This window comes from Cetobacterium sp. 2G large, from assembly GCF_014250655.1.
Classification (GTDB): domain Bacteria; phylum Fusobacteriota; class Fusobacteriia; order Fusobacteriales; family Fusobacteriaceae; genus Cetobacterium_A; species Cetobacterium_A somerae.
Genome location: NZ_JACHTH010000005.1, coordinates 883,556 through 907,060 on the forward strand (window position 1 = coordinate 883,556; position 23,505 = coordinate 907,060).

25 protein-coding genes are annotated in these 23,505 nt (G+C 28.4%); 14 read left to right on the top strand and 11 right to left on the bottom strand.

The window, feature by feature from the left end; translation table 11 throughout:
- Nucleotides 1–27 precede the first annotated feature (27 nt).
- From H5J23_RS07060 to H5J23_RS07075, 4 genes are read left to right on the top strand one after another with little or no spacing between them, the layout of a single operon-like run.
- On the top strand, nt 28–1,431 hold the full coding sequence (locus tag H5J23_RS07060; RefSeq protein ID WP_255494362.1) for an iron ABC transporter permease: 1,404 nt from the start codon (nt 28–30) through the stop codon (nt 1,429–1,431).
- Between the two features lie 16 nt (nt 1,432–1,447).
- Nucleotides 1,448–2,074 (top strand): nucleoside recognition domain-containing protein, encoded by a 627-nt coding sequence (locus tag H5J23_RS07065; protein WP_040407248.1) that lies wholly within the window; start codon nt 1,448–1,450, stop codon nt 2,072–2,074.
- Entirely contained in the window at nt 2,074–2,613 is a 540-nt protein-coding gene (locus H5J23_RS07070) for a spore maturation protein (protein ID WP_023050742.1), read from the top strand. The genes H5J23_RS07065 and H5J23_RS07070 overlap by 1 nt, the downstream gene beginning before the upstream one ends.
- A gap of 13 nt (nt 2,614–2,626) precedes the next feature.
- Nucleotides 2,627–3,526, top strand: coding sequence for an LD-carboxypeptidase (locus H5J23_RS07075; RefSeq protein WP_185891513.1), 900 nt, complete (start codon nt 2,627–2,629; stop codon nt 3,524–3,526).
- 55 nt (nt 3,527–3,581) lie between these two features.
- Here H5J23_RS07075 and H5J23_RS07080 read toward each other — a convergent pair whose 3' ends face one another.
- Nucleotides 3,582–4,121 (bottom strand): HdeD family acid-resistance protein, encoded by a 540-nt coding sequence (locus H5J23_RS07080; RefSeq protein WP_023050740.1) that lies wholly within the window; start codon nt 4,119–4,121, stop codon nt 3,582–3,584.
- A gap of 290 nt (nt 4,122–4,411) precedes the next feature.
- Between H5J23_RS07080 and gltS the strand changes: the two genes are divergently transcribed.
- The 3 genes from gltS to H5J23_RS07095 all read left to right on the top strand — a co-directional run bounded on the left by gltS (nt 4,412) and on the right by H5J23_RS07095 (nt 6,984).
- Nucleotides 4,412–5,611 (top strand): sodium/glutamate symporter, encoded by a 1,200-nt coding sequence (gltS, locus tag H5J23_RS07085; protein ID WP_023050739.1) that lies wholly within the window; start codon nt 4,412–4,414, stop codon nt 5,609–5,611.
- A gap of 26 nt (nt 5,612–5,637) precedes the next feature.
- Nucleotides 5,638–6,435, top strand: a complete 798-nt coding sequence (gene murI / locus H5J23_RS07090) for a glutamate racemase (RefSeq protein ID WP_023050738.1) — start codon at nt 5,638–5,640, stop codon at nt 6,433–6,435.
- A 117-nt stretch (nt 6,436–6,552) separates the two neighbouring features.
- On the top strand, nt 6,553–6,984 hold the full coding sequence (locus tag H5J23_RS07095) for a hypothetical protein (protein ID WP_023050737.1): 432 nt from the start codon (nt 6,553–6,555) through the stop codon (nt 6,982–6,984).
- A 142-nt stretch (nt 6,985–7,126) separates the two neighbouring features.
- On the opposite strand, the gene H5J23_RS07100 is transcribed toward H5J23_RS07095, so the two are convergent.
- Nucleotides 7,127–7,495, bottom strand: coding sequence for a hypothetical protein (locus H5J23_RS07100; RefSeq protein WP_040407246.1), 369 nt, complete (start codon nt 7,493–7,495; stop codon nt 7,127–7,129).
- Nucleotides 7,496–7,823: 328 nt separating this feature from the next.
- On the opposite strand from H5J23_RS07100, the gene H5J23_RS07105 reads away from it, so the two are divergent.
- Complete coding sequence (locus tag H5J23_RS07105; RefSeq protein ID WP_185891514.1) at nt 7,824–8,408, top strand: DUF4269 domain-containing protein; 585 nt, start codon at nt 7,824–7,826, stop codon at nt 8,406–8,408.
- Between the two features lie 12 nt (nt 8,409–8,420).
- Here H5J23_RS07105 and H5J23_RS07110 read toward each other — a convergent pair whose 3' ends face one another.
- From H5J23_RS07110 to H5J23_RS07125, 4 genes are all read right to left on the bottom strand, one after another.
- A complete protein-coding gene (locus H5J23_RS07110) occupies nt 8,421–8,675 on the bottom strand; it encodes a hypothetical protein (protein WP_023050879.1) in 255 nt (84 codons plus the stop codon).
- A 23-nt stretch (nt 8,676–8,698) separates the two neighbouring features.
- Nucleotides 8,699–8,998 carry a hypothetical protein gene (locus tag H5J23_RS07115; protein ID WP_023050878.1) on the bottom strand — a complete coding sequence of 100 codons (300 nt, stop codon included), beginning with the start codon at nt 8,996–8,998 and terminating at the stop codon, nt 8,699–8,701.
- Nucleotides 8,999–9,066: 68 nt separating this feature from the next.
- Entirely contained in the window at nt 9,067–9,639 is a 573-nt protein-coding gene (locus H5J23_RS07120) for a hypothetical protein (RefSeq protein WP_185891516.1), read from the bottom strand.
- Between the two features lie 76 nt (nt 9,640–9,715).
- Complete coding sequence (locus H5J23_RS07125; RefSeq protein WP_051364164.1) at nt 9,716–10,276, bottom strand: YiiX/YebB-like N1pC/P60 family cysteine hydrolase; 561 nt, start codon at nt 10,274–10,276, stop codon at nt 9,716–9,718.
- Nucleotides 10,277–10,490: 214 nt separating this feature from the next.
- Between H5J23_RS07125 and H5J23_RS07130 the strand changes: the two genes are divergently transcribed.
- Nucleotides 10,491–11,978, top strand: a complete 1,488-nt coding sequence (locus tag H5J23_RS07130; RefSeq protein ID WP_185891517.1) for a mechanosensitive ion channel — start codon at nt 10,491–10,493, stop codon at nt 11,976–11,978.
- A gap of 56 nt (nt 11,979–12,034) precedes the next feature.
- Here the strand turns inward: H5J23_RS07130 and H5J23_RS07135 are convergent, their stop codons facing one another.
- Nucleotides 12,035–12,211, bottom strand: a complete 177-nt coding sequence (locus tag H5J23_RS07135) for a hypothetical protein (RefSeq protein ID WP_156898027.1) — start codon at nt 12,209–12,211, stop codon at nt 12,035–12,037.
- Nucleotides 12,212–12,334: 123 nt separating this feature from the next.
- Nucleotides 12,335–13,099, bottom strand: coding sequence for a DeoR/GlpR family DNA-binding transcription regulator (locus H5J23_RS07140; RefSeq protein ID WP_185891519.1), 765 nt, complete (start codon nt 13,097–13,099; stop codon nt 12,335–12,337).
- A gap of 132 nt (nt 13,100–13,231) precedes the next feature.
- On the opposite strand from H5J23_RS07140, the gene H5J23_RS07145 reads away from it, so the two are divergent.
- On the top strand, nt 13,232–14,719 hold the full coding sequence (locus H5J23_RS07145) for an NAD(P)/FAD-dependent oxidoreductase (RefSeq protein WP_185891521.1): 1,488 nt from the start codon (nt 13,232–13,234) through the stop codon (nt 14,717–14,719).
- Nucleotides 14,720–14,735: 16 nt separating this feature from the next.
- Here the strand turns inward: H5J23_RS07145 and H5J23_RS07150 are convergent, their stop codons facing one another.
- Entirely contained in the window at nt 14,736–15,470 is a 735-nt protein-coding gene (locus H5J23_RS07150; protein ID WP_185891523.1) for a YaaA family protein, read from the bottom strand.
- A 136-nt stretch (nt 15,471–15,606) separates the two neighbouring features.
- Here H5J23_RS07150 and H5J23_RS07155 point away from each other — a divergent pair, with 136 nt between their 5' ends.
- Genes H5J23_RS07155 through H5J23_RS07170 form a run of 4 tightly spaced genes read left to right on the top strand, consistent with a single transcriptional unit; the run spans nt 15,607 to nt 20,113 of the window.
- Nucleotides 15,607–16,722, top strand: a complete 1,116-nt coding sequence (locus H5J23_RS07155; protein WP_240218330.1) for an aminopeptidase — start codon at nt 15,607–15,609, stop codon at nt 16,720–16,722.
- A 15-nt stretch (nt 16,723–16,737) separates the two neighbouring features.
- Nucleotides 16,738–18,540, top strand: coding sequence for a polysaccharide deacetylase family protein (locus tag H5J23_RS07160; RefSeq protein WP_185891525.1), 1,803 nt, complete (start codon nt 16,738–16,740; stop codon nt 18,538–18,540).
- 16 nt (nt 18,541–18,556) lie between these two features.
- The gene (locus H5J23_RS07165) at nt 18,557–19,297 is read left to right on the top strand and encodes a MipA/OmpV family protein (protein ID WP_185891527.1); all 741 of its coding nucleotides are present in this window, start codon (nt 18,557–18,559) and stop codon (nt 19,295–19,297) included.
- A gap of 18 nt (nt 19,298–19,315) precedes the next feature.
- Nucleotides 19,316–20,113 carry a Cof-type HAD-IIB family hydrolase gene (locus tag H5J23_RS07170; protein WP_185891529.1) on the top strand — a complete coding sequence of 266 codons (798 nt, stop codon included), beginning with the start codon at nt 19,316–19,318 and terminating at the stop codon, nt 20,111–20,113.
- Between the two features lie 59 nt (nt 20,114–20,172).
- Here H5J23_RS07170 and H5J23_RS07175 read toward each other — a convergent pair whose 3' ends face one another.
- A complete protein-coding gene (locus H5J23_RS07175; protein WP_023050866.1) occupies nt 20,173–22,383 on the bottom strand; it encodes a transglycosylase domain-containing protein in 2,211 nt (736 codons plus the stop codon).
- Nucleotides 22,384–22,401: 18 nt separating this feature from the next.
- Nucleotides 22,402–23,448 (bottom strand): 23S rRNA (adenine(2503)-C(2))-methyltransferase RlmN, encoded by a 1,047-nt coding sequence (gene rlmN / locus H5J23_RS07180; RefSeq protein WP_023050865.1) that lies wholly within the window; start codon nt 23,446–23,448, stop codon nt 22,402–22,404.
- Nucleotides 23,449–23,505 lie beyond the last annotated feature (57 nt).

Genomic DNA, 23,505 nt, shown 5'->3' on the forward strand with positions numbered 1-23,505 from the left:
TTTTTTCATCTAGAAGAGATTAAAAGTTTGAGTTTTTATGAAAACTTCGAACTTTTTAAAATCTCTTTAACTCAAGGGGTATTGTCAGTTATCTTTTCAACAATAATTGCCATTATCCCAGCTTATTATATGAGTTATAAAAAAAATACACTAACTAAAATATTAGAGGGACTTATATTTATTCCGTTTTTCTTTCCAACCATATCAACAGTAGTAGCTTTCACACTTATATTTAATCTACCCATCCTTAAAAATTTTAGTGTTTTATATACACTAAAAGCTATAATACTTGCAAATGTATTTTATAATAGTCCAATTATGATAAAGTATCTAAGCGAGGGAATGCGAAATATACCTAAAAATATAGTTGAAGCGGCTAAAATAGATGGCTTAAATGAAGTTAATATATTTTTTAAAATAAAGCTTCCATTGATGTTTCCTCAAGTTTTTAGAGGAATGTTTTTAGTTTTTATATATACCTTTGCTTCTTTTGGAATCGTACTAGCACTAGGAGGAATTAGATACTCTAACTTAGAGGTTGAAATTGCAAATACTCTTTTAAGAGATGCAAATTTTTCAAAAGCTCTTGTATTAGGAATTGTACAATTTTTCTTTTTAATAGCTTTAAATCTTTTAGGTGATTTATATCCACCTTATGAGTTACGAGATGACTTTAGAGAAAGAAAAGTTTCAACGTTAACGACAGTTTGGACAACGATATATCTGTTATTAGAGTGTTCAGTTGTTCTTATAGGAATATTTTATGGTTTTTATAACTATTATACTGGTAGTTTTTCTTTAGAGGGATTTTATAAACTTTTTTCTAGTGATTTCAACGCATACTATCCAGTTTTACAAGGGATTAGAAACTCTTTACTTTTAGCATCAATAACACCTATATTTGTAATTGTTTTTACGTATTTATTACTTAAAAATTTTACAAAAGTAACAAGTGCTATTGTATTTTCTACACTGGGATTTTCAAGTGCCTTTCTAGGAATTGCTTTAATCTATATAAACATACTTTATGATATAAAACTATGGATACTTTTAGTTATTGGTTATTTTTTGGTAACAGTTCCAATAGCTTACTCCTTTATGTATCAATATGTGAGAGAGTTTCCAAGGGATATATTGGATTTAGCAAAAATTGATGCACTTTCACCTTTTAAAACATTTTTATTAATAGAGTGTCCTATTTTAAAAAATGTATTTTTAGGTACTTATTTACAGATATTTGCAATAATTTTAGGAGAGTTTACAATTTCATACTCGATGCAGTTAGGAAGAGACTTTCCAACTATAGCTTTAGTAAACTATTCACTTTTTTCAGATAAAAAGCTTTTAGAAGGGGCAGCATTGTCATCTGTAAATATAATAATAGTAGTTGTATTATTTTATTTATCAAATAAAATTACAGAAAAAGAATAAAGGGAGGGAAATAACTATGATAAACGCAATATGGTTAGGACTTATATTAATTGGAATTGTCATTTCAATGTTTACAGGGAATGTACAAGCGGTAACAGATTCTGTTATATCATCGTCAAAAACAGCAGTGGAGATAGCAATAGGGCTTATTGGGATTATGGCCTTTTGGTTAGGATTAATGAAAGTTGCTGAAGAAGCAGGATTAGTTAAAGCTTTGGGAAGAGGATTAAGACCTATAATGAAAAGATTATTTCCAGAGATTCCAGAGGATCATCCAGCAGTTGGAAGTATTGTAGCTAACGTGGCAGCAAACTTCTTTGGATTAGGAAATGCAGCTACTCCATTAGGGATTAAAGCTATGCAGGAGTTACAAGAGTTAAATGACAACAAAGAGGAAGCATCAAATGCAATGGTACTATTTTTAGCTATAAATACATCTTCAGTTACTTTAATATCATCAAGTGTAATAGCTTATAGAGCAGCAGCAAACTCAGCTAATGTAACAGAGATAATCGCTCCAACAATAATAGCAACAGCAATTTCAACAATAGTTGCAGTTGTATCGTGTAAAGTTTTACAAAAGTTACCTACATTTAAGAGAGAGACAGTTGTAAAAACAGATGCTGTAGGAGGGGATGAATAATGTTTACACTTATAATGGAAAGAATATCATTATATGCAATTCCTTTAATTATACTGTTTATAGTTTCATATGCGTACTTTGTAAAAAAAGTAAAAGTATATGAGGTATTTTGTGAAGGAGCAAAAGAAGGGTTCTCTACAGCTATTAGAATCATTCCATTTTTAGTTGCTATGCTAGTAGCAATTGGAGTTTTTAGAAGTTCAGGAGCTATTGATGTAATAATAAGATACTTAAATCCAATTTTAGAGTTTATAGGAATGCCTGGAGAAGTTTTACCAATGGCTATTATGAGACCTCTTTCAGGAGGAGGATCAACAGGAATTTTAAATGATATCTTTATAACTCACGGACCAGATTCTATGATTGGAAGAATGGCTTCAGTTATGATGGGATCAACAGAAACAACTTTCTATGTTTTAGCAGTTTATTTTGGAGCTGTTAGTATTAGAAAAACAAGACATGCAGTTGCAGCAGGACTTTTAGCTGATATAGCTGGAATTTTAGCAGCAGTGTGGATTTGTAATTTAATGTTTAGTTAGGTTGTGATAATATATGAAAAGATTAAAAGTAGGAGATACTATTGGACTAGTTTCACCAGCAAGTAGTGTTAATAAAGATAAATTGAAAAGTGCCATTGAAAATTTAGAGAAATTAGGCTTTAAAGTTAAAGTTGGGAAAAGCGTAGAAAATATATGGTACTCTTTTGCTGGAACAGATGAAGAGAGAGCAACAGATATTAATAATTTTTTCCAAGATAAAGATGTAGATGCAATTATGTGTGTAAGAGGTGGATATGGAGGTATTAGAATGCTTTCGCTTTTAGATTATGAAGTTATTAAAAATAATCCAAAACCTTTTATAGGTTACAGTGATGTGACATCTTTACATATGGCATTTTTTAAAAAATGTAATTTAAAAACTTTTCATGGGCCTATGGCTGTAAGTAATTTTTCAGAAGACTATAGTTTGGATACTTTAGATGATTTTATAAAAGTTATGACTAGTAATGAAAGTTACACAATAAAAAACTTTTATGAAAAAATATACTTTTATAATACTTTAAAAGGAAGAGGACAGCTAGTTGGAGGAAACTTAGCAGTTTTAGTATCAAATTTAGGAACAGAGTTTGATTTAGAGTATGACAATAAAATCCTATTTTTAGAGGATATTGGAGAATCAACATATAAGGTAGATAGAATGTTGTGGCAGTTAAAAAATCTAGGAATTTTTGATAAAGTTTCAGGTATAGTGCTAGGAGATTTTAAAAATTGTGACAAATCAAGTGAGGATGATATGTCTTTACAAGATGTTTTTTATAGTCATTTTAAAGATTTAAAGAAGCCAGTTTGTTATAATTTAAAATCGGGACATTGCACTCCAATGTTAACACTAGAATTTGGTGAAATTTTAGAGATAGATGGAGAGAAAGAAGAGATAATAGTTATAAAATAAGTAAAGAGGGTAGAACTTAGTTCTACCCTCTTTGTTATATTTGGTTGAAAAATTATTATTGTGATCTTTTAAAGTAAAATGCTGATAAGATTAAGTTTGCTCCACTAAACAGTATGTACCAAGCGATACATAAGAATATAAACTGTTGAGAGAAGAATGGTAATGCAACTAAAAGCACACCAAATAGTAAATCAATAATACCAGAACCTAAACTAAAGTCAACTAAGCTTGGAAATATTTTTCTATTGAAAAGAATATTTAAAACAATAAATATACCTTTGAAAATCATAAAAATTCCAGCATATATAATCATATATATTTGACTAGCAAATGGAGTACTAAATAGTGATAAAGAGATTACCACCTCTAAAACACCTATAAAGATGTAAAGCCCCCAGTGGAAATTAGGTACCTTTCTAAATTGAAATCCTTTAGTAAAGTTTTTAACACCACTAACTAAGAAAAATGCTGCTAGTATATCAACTAAATATACAGAGAATATAGTAGGGCTAAAAATTCCAAAAATTCCAACTAAACTAAATAGAATTCCTGTTACTAAAAGATAAGTAAAAACTTTTTTGTTAAACTCTTGCATTGAAATCCCTCCTTAAAAATAATATTTTATATTTTATTATTCTGTTAAAATAGGAAATCTCCTTTAAAAAATTTTTTTATGTAAAAGTTAATTTCAATTTGTGTTTATTTAGAAAAAATATTTTTCAAAAATTGGGTAAAAAGTGACTAAAATGCTCAAATAGAGGCATAATATAAAACATGTATATATTTAAAGAATAGATTATATATTATTTATATATTTGAAATTGTACTTTTTGCGAAGTATACTTGTGCCAAGATGAAGTACAAAAATATAGTAGGAGGGATTTTATGTTTGAATATCAATTTAACATGGCAGAAACTTTAGCAATAGCAGTTATTTTATTATTGCTTGGAAGATGGGTTAAGAAAAAAGTTAATTTTTTTGAAAAGTTCTTTATACCAGCACCAGTAATTGGTGGAGTAATATTTTCAGTATTTACATTGATCGGTAGACTTTCACAAACATTTACATTCTCATTTGATGGAGCATTAAAAGATCTTTTAATGATAGCATTCTTTACAACAATAGGTTTCTTAGCAAGTTTAAAGCTGTTAAAAAAAGGTGGTATTCAGGTATTTGTATTTTTGTGTGTAGCAAGTGTTTTAGTAATAATCCAAAACCTTGTTGGAGTTACATTAGCTAAGTTTTTTGGTTTAAATCCATTGTTAGGAATAGCAGCAGGATCAGTACCACTAACTGGAGGACATGGAACTTCTGGAGCATTTGGACCAGTTCTTGAAGCAGCAGGAGCAACAGGAGCGATGTCAGTTGCAATAGCTTCAGCTACATTTGGACTAGTTGCTGGATGTATGATAGGTGGGCCAGTTGCAAAAAGATTAATGCAACGTTATGGATTAGTTGGACATAAAGAAGAGGAGTTTTTGATTCCAGAAGAGGATTCAAAAGAGGTTGTAAAAGAAAAAATTACAGAGGAAAATCTTTTCCATGCAATTGTTTATATTGTTATTTCAATGGGAATTGGAGGATTATTAATACCTTTATCTAAAAAAGTAGGAGTAGTTTTACCTGCATATATCGGACCAATGTTAGTGGCTGCTATTATAAGAAACGTTATAGATAACAAAGATACAGAGTTACCACTTCATACAATAAATGTAGTTGGAAACATATCTTTACAACTATTCTTAGCAATGGCTTTAATGTCTATGAAGTTATGGGAATTAGCAGCATTGGCAATTCCATTAGTAGTTATACTATTAGTTCAAACAGTAGTAATGGCACTATACGCATACTTTGTAACATTTAGAATTATGGGTAAAGATTACGACGCAGCTGTAATGGCATCAGGACACTGTGGATTTGGAATGGGTGCAACACCAAATGCAATGGCAAATATGGAATCATTTACAGCAGCAAATGGGCCATCACCAACAGCATTCTTTGTACTACCTTTAGTAGGAGCTTTATTTATTGACTTTACTAATGCTTCTTTAATCACAGTATTTATGAATATTTTTGGGAAGTAAAATATAATTAAAAAGGGAGGAGCAAAGTGAAAATCGGTGTTTTTGATTCTGGAGTTGGCGGATTAAGCGTGTTGAAAAAAATAAAAGAAAAAATAGACTTTGCAGATGTAATCTATTATGGAGATAGTATGAACTCCCCTTATGGAAGTAAAAGTATAAAAGAGATTCAAGAACTTTGTTTAAATATAGGAGAGTTTTTAATAGATAATCAAGTAGACATAATAGTTATAGCTTGTAATACAGCAACAGCAGCAGCTTTAGATACTCTAAGAGAGCGATTTACAAGTATTCCAATAATTGGAGTGGTACAACCTGGTGCAGCTATGGCTATAAAGCAAAGCAAAAATAAAAAAATTGGTGTTTTATCAACACCATTGACTGCTAAAAGCGGAATTTATGAAAAGGTAATAAAAACTCTAAATCCAAAATATGAAGTATTTCAAAAAGGGTGTGATCTTCTTTGTCCTATGATAGAGAGAGGATGGGAAGATAACGATAGAAATACAAAACTTTTAAAATCATATGTGGATCAATTACCAAAAGATATCGATACTTTAATTTTAGGTTGTACACACTATCCTTTAATAAGAGGTGAGATTGAAAAGCTAATAGACAAAAAAATAGTGGATCCAGCAGAGGAAACTGCTATGCATGTACTATTTGAATTAAATAAGTTAGCATTAAAAAATGGATTTAAAAAAAGTAGGAAAGAAAAAATAAATATAGACTATTTTGTAACAGGGGATATAGATAGATTTAAGAAAGTAGGAGAAAGATTTTTAGGTGAAGAACTTTCAAATATTTATCAGCCTTTGATGGGATAGTTAATTGGAAAAAGTAACAATGTAATGTTGTTACTTTTTTTTATTCAAAAAAAAGAAATAGATAAATTATTTCGTAGAATAAAGTAACAGATACGGGATTAAAGAAGGAGGAGAGACATGAATAGTTTAATAGATAAAAAATTAGAAACAATATACAAGATACAACCCTATCTAGTTTATATAGACAGTATATTTTATATCTCAGGATCTGTAATTCCTATCGATGAGTTTAAAAAGTATGTAGATAATATAAACTATATAAAGAATCACTCTGATGCAGTAGAAATTTATGAAAATTATACAAAGAATAGTTTACATCTATTTTTTGATAAATATATATCTATTTTTTCAGCTAAAGATATAAAAAAATATATCAATGAAATTTTTAAAGATAGATTGATTATTAATCGTTCAGATTTGTTAGAAGGATTAGAGAATTATAATATTTTGGATGAAAATTTTATAGATTGTTATATAAATAACTCTATTTATTTTGACCAAATCTCAGATAGAATTAAAAAGAATTTTTTAATAGATGATTTTGAATAGAAAACTACAAAAATTGAACAAATTACTTGAAATTAGTTTGAAAATATGGTAATATATAGATAAATACGGGGGTATTAGATTTTAAAAAAAGGCAACTTCAATGATTGAGCATTGAAAGTTGCCTTTTTAGTTTAATTTTTGCTTAAAAAGTATTTTTATATAAAACTTCATCTGGAAGCATATCTCTATCTAGTTCAATCTCAACATAAACTGGAAGAGTTTTTCCTGATTCAGTTTGAGTATATTTTGCCATTTCAGCAGCAAGTGTTTCTAATTTTGCTTTATCTAATTTATCATATTCATCTTTTGAAGCGTCACCTTTTAGTTCAACTTTTAGTTCTATTTTATGGTGATCTAAATCAACATCATATTCATGAACATTGATAGTTGTTTTACCATCTGTTAAAGCAGGAAACTTATTTCTCAATCCCATTTCAATCATATCCTCTTTAGAGTTGGCAAAAGCTGTAAGTGATAATAAAACACTTAAACTTAAAAGTAATTTTTTCATATATAAACCTCCCATAGTTCTAAACTTCTAAGATATTATTCTTATAAAATTCTTATTTCCTTTTTTATTTTGAAATTATTGGAGAATAAAAAAAACTCCTTTTGGGGAAAAGGAGTTTTTTATTAACACGGGGGAGTGTTAAAAAATAAAAAAGATTAAAATAGATTTTGGGGGGTATATAGATCTATTCAATCAAATTCGGTCTCATGAATATAGTACTATAAATGTATATAAATGTCAAATATGTTTTTAAATAGTAAAATTAAATAAAAATAGTGTTTTGAAAAAAAACTTATTAATTAAAAAATAAACGAAAATGGAGTTATATATGAAAAGATTTGAAAGTATAGAGTACTTAAAAAATGGAAATTCAAGGCAAGTACAAAGTTATAAAATATTAAAAAGTATAAATATTTTTAATATTTTAAAAGAGTTTAACCCGATTTTAGTTGGAACAATACCAATTGGAATTGATATAGAAAAAAGTGACTTAGACATAGTATGCCAAATTAATTTAGAAAATAAAGAAAATTTTAAAGATATTATTGTTAAATATTTTTCTCAATTAAAAAAATTTAAAATTACAGATAAATTTTTAAGTGATGGAATAATTTTAATTAATTTTTTTATAGATAATATAGAGATAGAAATATATGCTTCAAAACTTTTTTCTATTGAAACAAATGGATATAGACATATGATTATAGAGGATAGATTTTTAAATTATGCTAGTTTAAAATTTAAGAAGATGATAATAGCTTTAAAAAGAGATGGAGTAAAAACAGAGCCAGCTTTTGCTAAACTTTTAAACTTAAATGGTAATCCTTATGAAGAACTTTTAAATTTGGAATTTTTAACTGATAAAGAGATTATAGATAAATTAAGAGAACTAGGATATGAAAAAAGGGAGTAGTTAAACTACTCCCTAAGCTACCTTTACAGATGACACAATAAAGAACTCCTCTCCATCATACTCAACTCTTTCAACATTCAGTTTAATATTTTGATCTAAATTAGAACTCTCTAAAAGAAAATAAAGATGTTTATTCTCTTCTGTTAGTGTAAGTTGAAAATCATCACGTAAAAGTGAAAAAATATCATCTTCTAGTTCTGGAATAGTGTATTCAAAATCCTCCATTAAAAGATATAAGGTATCAGCAAAGCTCTTTGCTTCTTTCATAGTGCCTCCATTTATTTTTAAATTTAATCATTTAAATAGTGTAAAAGATATATACCAAAACGATCAAGTTTATAACGATTCTCTCTTGAATGATCTTTCATTATGAGTTCTTCTCTTAAAAGAATTTCATAATCCATATGGTAATAAGTTTCTTTAATCGGTAATAAAATATCTACAGTTTCAACTTTTACTATAGAGTTGTGTAATAATTTAAAATTATTTTCTATATCATTTTTTTGTGTTTTATAACACTCTTTTAGCACCTCATAGCACTTTTCTGGTAATCTTTCTTTTAGATAGAAAAAATATTCTCTATAATACATAATAAAACCTCCGCAATAGATTTATATAATTATATACATAAAATATCTTTTAAATCCTTTAAAAATCTTTAAACCATAAAAAGTATAGAAGCAGTTAAAATAATAATACCTGGAATAACAATTTTTTCAGTTTCAAAAAAATAATATCCTGGTTCATCTATTTCTATTTCATCAACACTATTTGGATAGAAACTATTTACTAAAGAATCAATAAAGTCTTGCTCAGAAAGTTTTTTCTTTTTTAACTCTTCAACATCATAATCTCTAAAATTCAGAAAAGTAAATTTTAAAACTCTTTGATTTTTAGGATTTATAAAATCTTCTCCTAAAATTAAAGTTTTACTAAGAATCTCATCACTATTTTCAATTAATTTTGGTTTTAAATTAAAATTTATAAGATTTTCAGGCTTTATATTACCATATAGATTTTCATAAAACTTTTTTTCATTTGAGTTTAATAAATCTCTTGTTTTTATTCCAGTATCATATTCCTCAACAGGTTTATCTTTTGAAATATCCATATGTTTTTCCCAAATGTAAAACTTTTCTTGTAAACTGATAAGATGATATCCATCCTTAGGGAATATTTTTTTCAGTTGCTCAACTAATTTAACTGATTCAATTGTAACTTGCCTATCCATTAATTTCTCCTTTTAGTAATTAAAACTTCTTATAATTATACACCTTTTAAAATAAGAGGTCAACAAATTAAAATGATTAAAGAATAACTTGTTTTAAATTTTTTGAATTTAAGAAATCATATGGAAAAACAATAGGGCCGTTGTTAGAATCTAAGTCTAAATTATAACCTAAGTCTTGAGCAGTTTTTGAAAATAAAAACCAAACAAATTTAGAACAATAAAAATCTGTGTCATTATTTTTAAAGAAAGATGTTCTATACTTACCGTGACCATATTTTTCTACATTTTTTAAAAACGCCTCTTTAAACTGTTGATTAAATTGAGGATATCTTAAAACGATAACTTTCCGATCAGGTTCATTAAGCCAAGCTCTAACACTAATTGTATAATAATCACTTCCAGGCATTGGGAAATCTCCAATGTGAGTATCACTAATCATAACAGAGCTATGTCCTAACCAAGAAATAGGGTCAGTGATTAGTTTATCTTTAATAATAATATCTCCTGTTTGCAACTTATATGAATTATTAATAGCAACTTGAGTTGATTCCCATTTATAAGGGTTACTAGAACATCCGATAATCATAAGTAATAAAAAAATAAAGAAAAACATTTTTTTAATAAATTTACAATTCAATCTATCCACCTCCTTGCATTATTAGTAATACCACAAAAAACATAAAAAAGTAAATATTAAAAAAAGAAAAGTTGAAAAATAATAGTAAAAAAGGCTATAAATAAAAATTAATTAGGGAGTGATGAATATGGTTTTATCAATAACAATTTTTATAGCAATATTTATAATTTGCCTGATTATAAATAAATTAGAAGAAATAGGAGGATGGTAAAAAATGGAAGAGATTAAGCTTTTAATTCTCAACAACGTAACACTTAACATCATTGCATCAATCATTATACTATTAGTGGGGTTAGCTCTAGCATCAGTTGTAGTGAGTAAGTTAGAACATGTTTTAACTAAAACTAAACTTTTTTCTAACTTAGAGCATGAAATTACTGGAAAAGAGGGTGGAACAAGCACATCTGCAATAAAGATACTTCTTAAATTTATCTACTATATCTTTGTAATTTTTATAATAGGTATAATAATGGAAAAATTAGGATTTAGTAGATTAGTAAATCCAATTTTAAATCTTTTAGATCCAATCTTCTCATACATTCCTAATGTATTAGGAGGAATAGTACTTCTAATAGTTGCAATTATTTTAGCAAAACTTTCTCAAAAGTTCTCGGAAATATTCTTTAGAAAGATGAAAGTTGATGAAAAGATACATTCTAATGAAAATGGAATATCTTTATCAAAAATATTTAGTGAAATTATTTCACTGGTAATATTTATTCTTATTTTACCAGGTGTTTTAGCAGCATTGAAATTAGATAAAATACTTATTCCAATTACTGACATGCTAACTAAATTCTTAAATTATGTTCCTAGTTTAGTTGCAGCTGCATTAGTTCTAGTTGTAGGTTGGTTTATAGCATCTAAATTAAGAGATATTTTAAAAGGAGTTTTAGATTCTTTTAAACTTGATGAAAAATTAAGTATAGATGGAAGAGTTTTATTTGAAGGAAAACTTTCAAGTGTTATAGCAAATATAGTTTATGTATTAGTATTAATCCCTGTATTCTCAGCATCTTTAAATTATTTAGGGTTAGATATAATTATATCACCAGTAATAAGTATGTTAAATATTTTATTTAACTATGTTCCAAATTTAGTAGGTGTAGCATTAGTTTTAGTTGTTGCAATGTATTTTGGAAGAATCATTGAAAACATAATAACAAATTTACTAATTGGTTTAAAGTTTGATTCATATCTTGAAAAAGCTGGATTAAAAACTATTGAAAATAATTATTCTAAATTAGTTGGAAAATTCTCAAAAATTTTAATAATATATTTTGCAATAATTCAATCAATAGAGATTTTAAATTTTGGATCATTACAAGATTTAAGTTTAAGACTGACAGTTTTATTAGGAGATATTTTATTAGGTGTTATAGTTATAGCAATTGGAATTGTAATAGCAAACTATGCAGCTAAAATAATTAAAAATACATCTTTAGTAAATAAAGATCAAATAGCTAGTATTGCAAAAATAGCGATAATAGTTTTTGTTGGAGCTATGGGACTAAGACAGATGGGAATTGCTAATGAGATTATAAATCTAGCATTTGGATTTACTGTTGGAGCTTTAGCAGTAGCCTTTGCAATAGCTTTCGGAATCGGTGGAAAGGACTTAGCAAAAGAGAAACTTCAAAAATTAAATTGTTGTAAAAAAAATGAAGAAAAGGATGACGTAGAACCTCCAAAAGAAGATTAATATATAAAATCCCCCTCCTAATTAGAGAGTAATACCTAATTAAGAGAGGGGATTTTTTAGTTGTATAATTTTAATTCCAATGCTATTTTAGCATCCTCTTCTGTTGCTAAAGAGTACTCATTACTTTGAAGCAGTTTTTTTATTTTTAAAATTTGAAAAAAACTAAAAAGACCACCAATTTCAAATGTTATTCTCTCTCCATTTCCATTCATTAAACTTATTTTTCTTTTCAATTTAATCACCACCATATTTCGTTTTATTTCGATAAGTTGTTTTATGGTTGTATTCTATTACGAAAAACCCAGTTTGTCAATAAAAAATCAATAAAAAAAACGAAAGACAACTTTCGTTTTTTTTCATTTTATTATTTTAATATTGTTTTCTATAAGTTTTTTTTCAAAATCTTCAGAGATATTATGATCTGTAATGATTGTCATCCCTTCTTTAATTTTAGAGAAGTTAAATATCGAGTCTTGATAAAACTTCTTACTTTGTGTTATTATAAAACTTTCTTGAGCAACTTTAAGTGCAGTACTTTTAAATTTTCCCTCATCTATAGTACAAGTACTTAATTGCATTTTATCTACATTAATTCCACCAATTCCAATAAAAACTTTGTTTGGATTAAAGAGTTCTAAATTCTCTCTAGCCATTTCACCTACGAAAGAATCTGTTCTCGCATCGTATATCCCACCTAAAGATATAATCTCAATGCCTTTATTCTCGGATAAAATCTTTTGTATCTCTAACATGTTACTTATAACAGAAATCTTTATTTTTCTTTTTTGCAAAAGTGCTGCAACAATTATTGTTACAGTTGAATCATCTAAAAAAATTATATCGCCATCTTGGATAAGTGAAACAACTTTTTCTGCCAATGCTGTTTTTTCTTCTAAATCCTCTTTGGCAATATCTTTTAAAATAATTTTATCCACAATTTTTCTTTTTAAAATCGCTCCGCCATGAGTTCTTGTTAAAAGATTTTCCTCTTCCATTTGACAAAGATCTTTTCTAATAATAACTTTACTCACAGAAAAAAGATCGCTTAATTCATTAACAGAAACTTTTTCTTTTTGTTTTAATATATTTAAAATGCTTTGTTTTCTCTCTTCAACAAACACGTTTATAAACCTCCTCTAATTACCTAAATAGTTAAAAAAATTATATCATAAAAAAAACTTTTTTAAAAAAGAAAGTTGTATTTCTTGAGTATACATTTATATAAGGAAAAATGCGTAATGGGAGGTGAGGGAATGGAAAAGAAAAAAATTATAATAGTAGGAGCTGGTCCAGGAGGATTAGCAGCAGGATTACTTTTATCTAGTAAAGGATACTCTGTTAAAATTTATGAAAAAAAACCTTATGTAGGAGGAAGGAATTCATCCTTTAATTTAGGAGATTATAAATTTGATTTAGGTCCAACATTTTTTCTAATGCCACAAGTTTTAGAGGATATATTTATTGAGGCTGGAGAAAGATTAGATGAACAGGTGAATCTAATTGAAATAAATCCAATGTATAGATTAAAATTCTATGGACTAGATGATTTTAATCCATATTCATACAATAAAAAATTTCTTATGTATGGAGAGATGGAAAAAATATTTCCCTATAGTTCAAAAGCTTATGATGAATATATGAATAGAGAAGCTAAAAAATTTTCAAAATTAGAGCCTTGTTTAAAAGTCCCCTACCTTTCTTTAGTTGATTATTTAAAACCTAATTTTTTAAAAGCTCTTCCGTATTTAGATGCTCATAAATCAATATATGATGTTTTGGGGAACTATTATAAAGAAGAGGAGTTAAAATTATCTTTTACTTTTCAAGCTAAATATATTGGTATGTCTCCGTGGGTTGCTCCTGGAACTTTTTCTATGATCTCATATCTTGAACATAAATATGGAGTTTTTCATGTTGAAGGTGGATTAAATAGAGTTTCTAAAGTAATAAGTGAACTTATTATAAAAAAAGGAGGAGAAATATTTTTAGATACTCCAGTTAAAGAGATTTTATTTAAAGATAAAAAAGCTATTGGTGTTAAATTAGATAATGGTAATATAATCGAGAGTGATTCTGTAATAATAAGTGCTGATTTTTCAACAGCAATGAAAAAGTTAATTCCAGAAGACCTAAGAAATAAATATTCTAATAAAAATTTAGAAAAGAAAAAATATTCATGTTCAACGTTTATGCTATATATAGGAGTAGATAAAATATACAAAAACATTCCTCACCACAACATAATTTTTGCAAAAGATTATAAAAAAAATGTTAAAAAAATATCTGAAAATAAATCTGTTGGTGGAGATTTTTCTTTCTATGTTCAAAATCCCTCAGTTACAGATTCAACACTAGCACCTAACGGAAAATCTTCAGTTTATGTTTTAGTTCCTGTAGCTAATAATAGTTCTAAAATAGATTGGGAATTAGAAAAGGATGATTTTACTCAATTGCTATTAGATAAATTAGAGAAAATAGGAGAGTTTAAAGGAATAAGAGATCACATTGAGGAGTTAAAGATAATAACACCTAATGATTGGGAAATAGATTATGATGTGTATAAAGGTGCTGTTTTTAATTTATCGCATAATATAATGCAGATGTTATGGTTTAGACCGCACAATGAATTGGAAGGATATAAAAATCTATTTTTAGTAGGTGGTGGTACTCACCCAGGAAGTGGACTTCCAACTATTTACGGTTCAGCCAAAATAGTAGCTGATTTAATAGATAAAAAATAGGTTAGAAAAATCTAACCTATTTTTTTATGAAGAAAATAGTTTTTTCAGAAGACAGTTCTAAAGAGAATGTATAACCAAGGTTATTAAAATTTTTAATCTCTTCTACGCATGCTATTTTATTTTCAATAAGATAATTAAGTAAAGCTCCTCTAGCTTTTTTAGCTTCTGTACTAATATTTTTTATTTTATCTCCATCACATTGTCTAAACTCAATATCTATCACATTAAAAACTTTTCTATTTAAAATTTTAGAAAATTCATTTGATGCAATATTTATAAAAGTTTCATCTTTAAATTGTAGTAAATACTTTTCTATATTCTCTCTCCAAAAATCATATGGAGATATTTCAAGTATTTTATTTGTCATATCTAAACGATATGGTCTTATTGGAGTGCAAGCATTTAATACTCCATACAAAGCTGAAAAAATAAAAACATTATCTCTCATATATTTATAGCTTTCTCTAGAAAATTTTTCCAAATCCAGTTGCTTATAACTAACACCATCATAAAGAGATATTGCCTCTCTCTCCTCTTGATTATAAAAATTACTATATATGTTTAAAACATCATCTAATATTTTACCTTTTATTTTTAATTTAGTTGAAATCTCCTCTTGAGAAAAATTTTTTAAAACTGATATTAAAAAATCTGTCTTCTCTTTAAATGGAATATCTATAATACCACTTTCCTCAGAATATTTAAAAGTTTTATATTGCATTCCTTTACTTGGGGAAAAAAACAATTTCATTAAATCACCTCCATATAATAGTTATTATAACATCTTTTTTTTTACTTAAAAGAGGATTTATAAAAAATTAACTATATATTTATAGCTTTTCATTGTATAATTATAGAATATAATATGTGATTAAATGGAGGTTACCGTGGATCAAAGAATTGAAATACTAGCAAAAAATTTAGTTACTTACTCGTGTAGAGTAGAAAAAGGAGAAAAAGTTTTAATTGAGTCTATTGGTGAGGATTCTAAGAATTTAGTTAAGGCTTTAGTAAAAGAGGTTTATGCTGCTGGAGGACATCCTTTTGTAACAATAAAAGATCAAAGTGTTACAAGAGAACTTTTAAAAGGTATGGATCAAACACAAGCAGAGTTAATGGCAAAATACGAATTAGAAAGAATGAAAGACATGGATGCTTATATTGCTATTAGAGGTTCTGAAAATGCATCAGAACTATCTGATATAGATTCAGCTAAAATGAAAATATATACAGATTACTTTATGAAGCCAGTTCATTTATCAGAAAGAGTTAATAATACAAAATGGGTTGTACTAAGATATCCAAATAACTCTATGGCTCAACTTGCAAATACATCTTTAGAATCTTTTGAAGATTTCTATTATAACGTTTGTAACTTAGACTATTCAAAGATGAGTAGAGCTATGGATTCATTAACAGCACTTTTAGATAGAACAGATAAAGTTAGAATTGTTGGACCTGGAACAGATTTAACATTCTCTATAAAAGATATACCATCAGTAAAATGTTGTGGACTTAGAAATATTCCAGATGGAGAGGTTTACTCAGCTCCAGTGAGAGACTCTATAAATGGAGTTATATCATACAATACACCATCTGTTTATCAAGGAACAACTTTTGAAAATGTTTGTTTCAGATTTGAGAATGGAAAAATTGTAGAAGCTACTTCTAATAATACAGAGAGATTAAATGAAATTTTAAATACAGATGATGGAGCAAGACACATTGGTGAATTTGCAATAGGTGTAAATCCATATATTTTAAAACCTATGAAAGATACACTGTTTGATGAAAAAATTGCTGGAAGTATTCACTTTACTCCAGGACAAGCATATAAATTAGCTGACAATGGAAATAAATCAGCTATACATTGGGATTTAGTTCTAATTCAAAGACCAGACTTTGGTGGTGGAGAGATTTGGTTTGATGATGTTTTAATTAGAAAAGATGGTATCTTTGTAATTGAAGAGTTAGAAGTATTGAATCCAGAAAATTTAAAGTAGTAGGAGGATTTAATAATGAATATACTTATGGCACTTTCACAGTTAGAAGTAACTGGTGCTGAGGTGTACGGAACGGTTCTAAGTGATGAACTTATTAGGAGAGGGAACAAAGTTTATATAGTTTCAGATACTTTAACTAAACCTACAAACGCACAATATGAAAAAATAGAGTTTAATAAAAGAAAACTTAAAGATAGAGTTAGTCAAGTTAGAAAACTTCTTAAGATTATAAAAGAAAAAGATATCCAAGTTGTACATGCTCATTCAAGAGCATCCTCTTGGAGTTGTGCAATAGCTTGTAGAATAGCAAAGATTCCCCTGATTACAACAATACACGGGAGACAACCTGTGCACTTGAGCAGAAAATTAGTTAAAGCATTTGGAGATTACTCTTTAAGTGTTTGTGAAAATATAAGAGATCATATTGTTAATGATCTAAAAGTTAAACCTGAAAATATAACTGTTCTTAGAAATATGATTAATACAAAAGAGTATCAAAAGAGCACTTTTACTGATATTGAAAAGAACCAAAAGGTTATATCAATAATCGGAAGATTATCTGGTCCTAAAGGAGATGTAACTTATAACTTACTCGATATTCTTCATAGAAGAAAAGATTTTAAGATTCAAGTTATTGGAGGAAAAGAGGTTCCAGCAAGATTTAAAAAATTTACAGGAAATGTAGAGTTCTTAGGATATGTTAATAATGTTTCTGAGAAAATAAGAGAGTCTTCTATTGTAATAGGAGCTGGAAGAGTTGCTGTTGAAGCCATCCTTTGTGAAGTTCCAGTTTTAGCAATAGGAGAAGCTGAATCTGTGGGAATAGTAACTTTAGATAGATTAAATACAGCTTTAAAATCTAACTTTGGCGATATCTCTTTAAATCATGCTCCAACATTTAGATGGACAGATGTGATTCCAGAAATCGATAAAGGTTTCAATATAAATAAAGATGATTTGAAAACTTTAAGAGAAAGAGTTATAGAGGAGTTTTCAATAGAGTCTATAGTTGAAAATATTGAGAAAGTTTATCAAAGAGAGATTGTAAAAAAGAAAAAATATGAGATGCCTGTTATCATGTATCATAGAGTTATAAAAGATGAAAGTGAAAAAGGCGTTCATGGTACTTATGTAACTGTTGAGCAGTTTGAAGAGCAGATGAAATATCTTAAAAAGAAAGGATACGAAACTGTAACTTTTAAAGACTTGCTAAATAATAGGTATAAACAAAGATTTGATAAAGATAAGAAATGGATTATGCTTACGTTTGATGATGGATATAAAGATAACTATGAAAATGCTTTTCCTATCTTGAAAAAATATCAGTTTAAAGGTATTATATATGTACTCGATGGGATAGAGTATAATAAATGGGATGTAGATAATCCTGGAAATCCTGAAAAAAGATTTACTTTAATGAATCAAGATGAACTTCTAGAGATGCAAAACTATGGAATAGAGTTTGGTGGACACACATCTACTCACCCAAGACTAGCTGAACTATCAACTGAACAGGTAAAGTCTGAGATAATTAACTCGAAATCTAATATTGAAAAAATAATAGGAAAAGAGCTATTGTCTTTTGCATATCCTTACGGTAGTTTAAATGAAGAGGTAAAAAGAATACCTCAAGAAGCTGGTTATAAATTTGCAGTAGCTACTGATTCAGGTAGTATAGTTTTTTCTGATGATTTATTTGAAATTAGAAGAATTGGAATATTTCCAACAAATAATCTTTTTAATTTTAAAAGAAAAGTATCTGGGAAATACAACTTTATAAAAGTAAAAAGAGAAGAAAAAAGTTATGGGAAAAAGTAACTTAGGGAGGATTAATATGAAGAAAATATTAATGGGGTTATTAGCATTAACACTTTCTGCTACAGCATTAGCTGAAAACAAATTTGGAATTGGAGCTGGAGTAGGAGTTTCTGACAGTATCTATAAAGGTGCAGAAGATAAAGCATATCCAATGCCACTATTAGATATTAACTACTATGATTTATATGTTAAGGGCGCAACTGTAGGATTCCAATTTTATAAAGATGATGCTTTTGCTGCGTCACTATTTGTTGATCCATTAGCTGGATTTGCTGTAGATGGTGCTGACCTAGCAAGAGGATACGACAATATTGATGATAGAAAGTTCCAAGCGATGTTTGGAATTAGATTAGATGCTGATACTGGATTCTATGGAGTTAGAACTGGGCTTTCTGCTCAAGTTGGAGAACATGGAGGAGAGGGAAAGATAAGTGCGTTTAAAGCTTATAAAGTAGATGACAAACTTACAATAGTTCCTTCTATTCACGTTAAAGGATACTCAGGAGATTATACTGATTACTACTTTGGTGTAACTTCAGATGAAGCTAGAAGAAATAGCAAAATTGATAGAGCTTATAAAGCGGATGCAGCTTATTCAATGGGGCTTAACTTAACAGCTGACTATAGATTAACTGACAACGTAGCTCTTATGGCATTTTTAGGTGTTGAGAAATTCAGTAGTGAAATTTCAGACTCACCTATTGTAGACGATGGAGTTTTATATTTAGTAGGAGTAGGAGCAAAGTACTACTTCTAAAAATTTTAAGGAGAACAAATGAAATACAAAGCAATTATATGTGACTTAGATGGAACACTATTAAATGAGCATCACACTATATCTGAAGAAACAAAAGAGACTATAAGAAAAGTTGTAAATTCTGGAGTGAAGTTTATAATAGCTACTGGAAGACATCACAATGATGCAATAACATTTAAAGATATGTTAGAGCTAGATAGTTTCTTAATCACTTCAAACGGTGCTAAGGTGCATGACTATAATAACAACGAGATTATATCTCACAATATTCCAGCTCACTTATCTAAGGAGTTATTAAACTATAACTATAATGAGAACTTACATAAGAATGTTTATTTAGATGAAGAGTGGTATGCTGAAAAGCCTTTAGAGGAAGCATTAGTTTTCCACAAAGAGTCTGGATTTCATCATGTAATAGCTCCTTTCCAATCTTTAGTAGGAAAAGAGATTACAAAATTTTTCTTTATATGTGATGATGAAGAGCATATCTCTGAGTTAGAGAAAAAATTAAGAAAACAATTCCACGAGGGATTAAATATCACTCTTTCACTTGGATCTTGTTTAGAGGTTATGAGAGAGGGAGTTTCTAAAGCTAGTGCAATAGAGGAAGTTTTAAAAGCTGAAGGGATTGATCTTAAAGAAACAATCGCTTTTGGAGATGGATTAAATGACCTTGAAATGTTATCATCTGTAGGAAAAGGATTTATCATGGGAAATGGAAGTCCAAGACTAAAGGCTTTATTACCTGAAAATGAAGTAATAAAGACAAATGCAGAAAATGGAGTGGCAAAGAAACTTCAAGAGATATTCTTATAAAAAGATTATATAAAATAGAAAGGAGAGAGAAGAATTAACTTCTCTCTCCTTTTGTATATTTAGAAATTGAATAATCTTTGGAAGAATCCTTTTTTCTCCTCTTTCTTTTGTTGCTGAGGTTTTTGTTGATTTTGCTGTTGCACTGGTTGAGTAACTTGTTGTGCAGCTGGACCAGTTACTTCTTCAGAAGACATAGCTTCATTTTTTGAAGTTGTCTCTTGAGTAGGAACATAGTATCCAAGAACACCTGCAATACCATTTGTATACTTACTATCTTTTTCCACTGCAATTCTTCCTCTTCTTAATAAGAAAGTTTTATCAGAAGGACTACCATTTAATAATCCAGATATAGGATCTAACTCTTGATAAGTTAAATCTCCATTTTTAACATGGTTATCTAAGAATGTAAATGTAGTTGGAGTGTAGTAACCTTTTTCTATAATCTCTTGGTAGAAATTTTTCCAAAGAGGTGCTGCTACTCCCCCTCCTGTTGCTTTATATAAAGGATCGTTATTATCATATCCAACATATATTGTTGTAACATAATCTGGAGTCATACCTGAATACCAAACTGTTCTAGAGTTATTAGTAGTACCAGTTTTTCCTCCCTGCTCAATAGGAACATTATTTATTTTTACTTGAGCACTTTTACTTGTTCCTTGCTTAACAGAGTTTTTCATCATATTAGTCATAAGAGCAATATCAGCACTTTCAAATTTTTGTTCTATTTGAGGTTTTGCTTCGTATAGTGTATTTCCAAACTTATCAGTTACTTTCATAACAAAGAATGGTTTTATTGAGTATCCACCATTAGCAAAAACTGCATATGATTGAGCCACTTGTAATGGAGTTCCTTCAGTTGTTCCTAAAGCTGCTGTTAAATTGTTTGGAACAATAAATCCAGCATCAATTTTCTTCATAGTATCCATAAGAGCTGGAATTCCAACTTTATTTAAAAGTTTTATAGAAACAATATTTTGAGATTTATCAAAACCTTGCATTAATGTCATACCGTTATAATATCTCTCTCCAAAGTTTCTAGGAGCCCAAGTACCAAATACAATTCTCGAATCTTCTACAACTAAGTTTTCTTCAAAACCTTTTTCTAAAGCTGTATAGTAGATAAAAGGTTTAAAAGATGAACCAACTTGACGTTTAGCTTGAACAGCTCTATTGAAGTTACCAGTTTTAAAGTTCTTACCACCTATAATACTTATAACTTCTCCATTTTTAGCATCAATTGTTACCATAGCACCTTGAAGTTTTTTATCATTTTTTAAACGTGGATAGTTTTCAAATTTATCCTTAGCAACTTTTTGAATATTTAAATCTAAAGTAGTTTGAACTGTAAGTCCATCATTATAAATCTGTTTTTCTTCAAAGTTTTCAAATAGAAACTTCTCAACTAAATCTGTAAAGTCAGGAGCATTAAACTCTATCTTTTTATCAAGAGCACCGTAAACTACTGTAGTGTTCTTATCCTTAAAATCATTTGACGAAGCTTTTGATTCATTGACAAATTTATGATTTAAAGCTTCATTATATTCAGCTTCAGTTATTAATCCAAATTTAAGCATCTGTTTTAATATTAATCTTTGTCTAACTAAAGATCTTTCAAGATTAGTTCTTGGATTATACATATTTGGTCTATTTGGAATTCCTGCTAAAAGAGCTGATTCAGCTAAGTTAACATTATTAACATCTTTTCTAAAGAAGTTATAAGCTGCAGTTTTTACACCGTAAGCTCCAGAACCAAAGTAGATTTCATTTAGATACTTCTCCATTATTTCATCTTTTGTATATTTTCTTTCAATTTCAAATGTGATTATAATCTCTTTTATTTTTCTAGAGAACTTTTTTTCATGAGACAGAAAAGCATTTCTAGCTAATTGCTGAGTTATTGTACTTCCACCCTGAGCTGCTCTTCCAGATTTTAAGTTAACTATAGCAGAACCTAAAATTCTAAATGGATCGATTCCATAGTGTGTTAAAAACTGTCTATCCTCTATGGCTATAAAAGCATTTTGTAAATTTTGTGGTATATGTTCTATATCCACAGGTTCTCTTGTTTCTTTTGAAATAACATCAATTACTTGTCCATTTCTATCATAAATTGTAGTAGGAATAGGAGGACTATAATTCTCAACTAGCTCTGAAACATTTGGTAGTTCTTTATAGTATTTATTTACTAAAAGACTTGCTCCAATCCCTCCAACAATACCTAAAGATACAATAAATATGGCAACATACTTAAGAATTTTCCATTTCATAAAATATCTCCATTTTAATTATTTTAGATTTTTTTGTCTTAATTGTCCACAAGCACCGTCTATATCAGTTCCCTTTTCTCCTCTAACAGTTACGTTTACTTTTCTAAAATCTTTTAAGTAATTGAAGATTTTATCAATTTTCTTTTGAGAAGGTCTTTGGTAATCTTTTCCATCTACTGGATTACATGGAATAAGGTTTAATATATGATCAAAGTTGTGAACAAAATCAGCTAAGTAAGCGATATCGTTATCAGAAACGTTGAAGTCATTGATTAAGATATACTCAAAAGTGATTCTTCTCTTAGTTTGTCTTTGATACTCTTGTAATATTGGGAATAAATCCTCTAATGGATATTTTGTATTAATTGGCATTAACTCGCTTCTCTTTTCATCAATAGCACTGTGTAAAGATATAGCTAATTCTACTGGGATTCTCTCTTCTAATAACTTCTCAATTCCAGGAATAATTCCAGAAGTTGAAATTGTGATTCTTCTCTTAGAAACGTTTACTCCTTTTTCACTTGATAAGATATCAATAGCCTTTATAACATTATCAATGTTAAGCATAGGTTCTCCCATACCCATAAATACAATGTTATTAATTTGTAATCCTTGCTTTAATAATCTTCTTTCAATTGTATAGAACTGGTTTGTAATTTCGTGTACATCTAAGTTTCTTGTAAATCCACCAAGACCTGTAGCACAGAATCCACACTTAACAGCACACCCAACTTGAGATGAGATGCAAAGAGTTGTTCTATCTTTGTGTCTTAAGATAACACTTTCAATTGTATTTCCATCTTCTAATTTAAATAAAAACTTTTCAGTTTTATCTATTTTAGAAACTTGGTGTTTTAATAGGTTTAAGAAAGGGATGTAAGCTTTCTCAGAAAGTAATTCTCTATCCTTTAATGATATGTTTGTCATATCGTTAATATCTCTTACTATTTTTTGGTTTAACCATGTAAAGATTTGTTTTCCGTAAAATTTCTTCATTCCTAAAGAAACTATAAAGTCTGTAAGCTCTTGTTCGTTTAAATTAAGTAAATTTATTTTATTTGACATATTTCCTCCATTGTTACTAATAAATACCTAATTTCCATTATAACAGATATTTCAGAC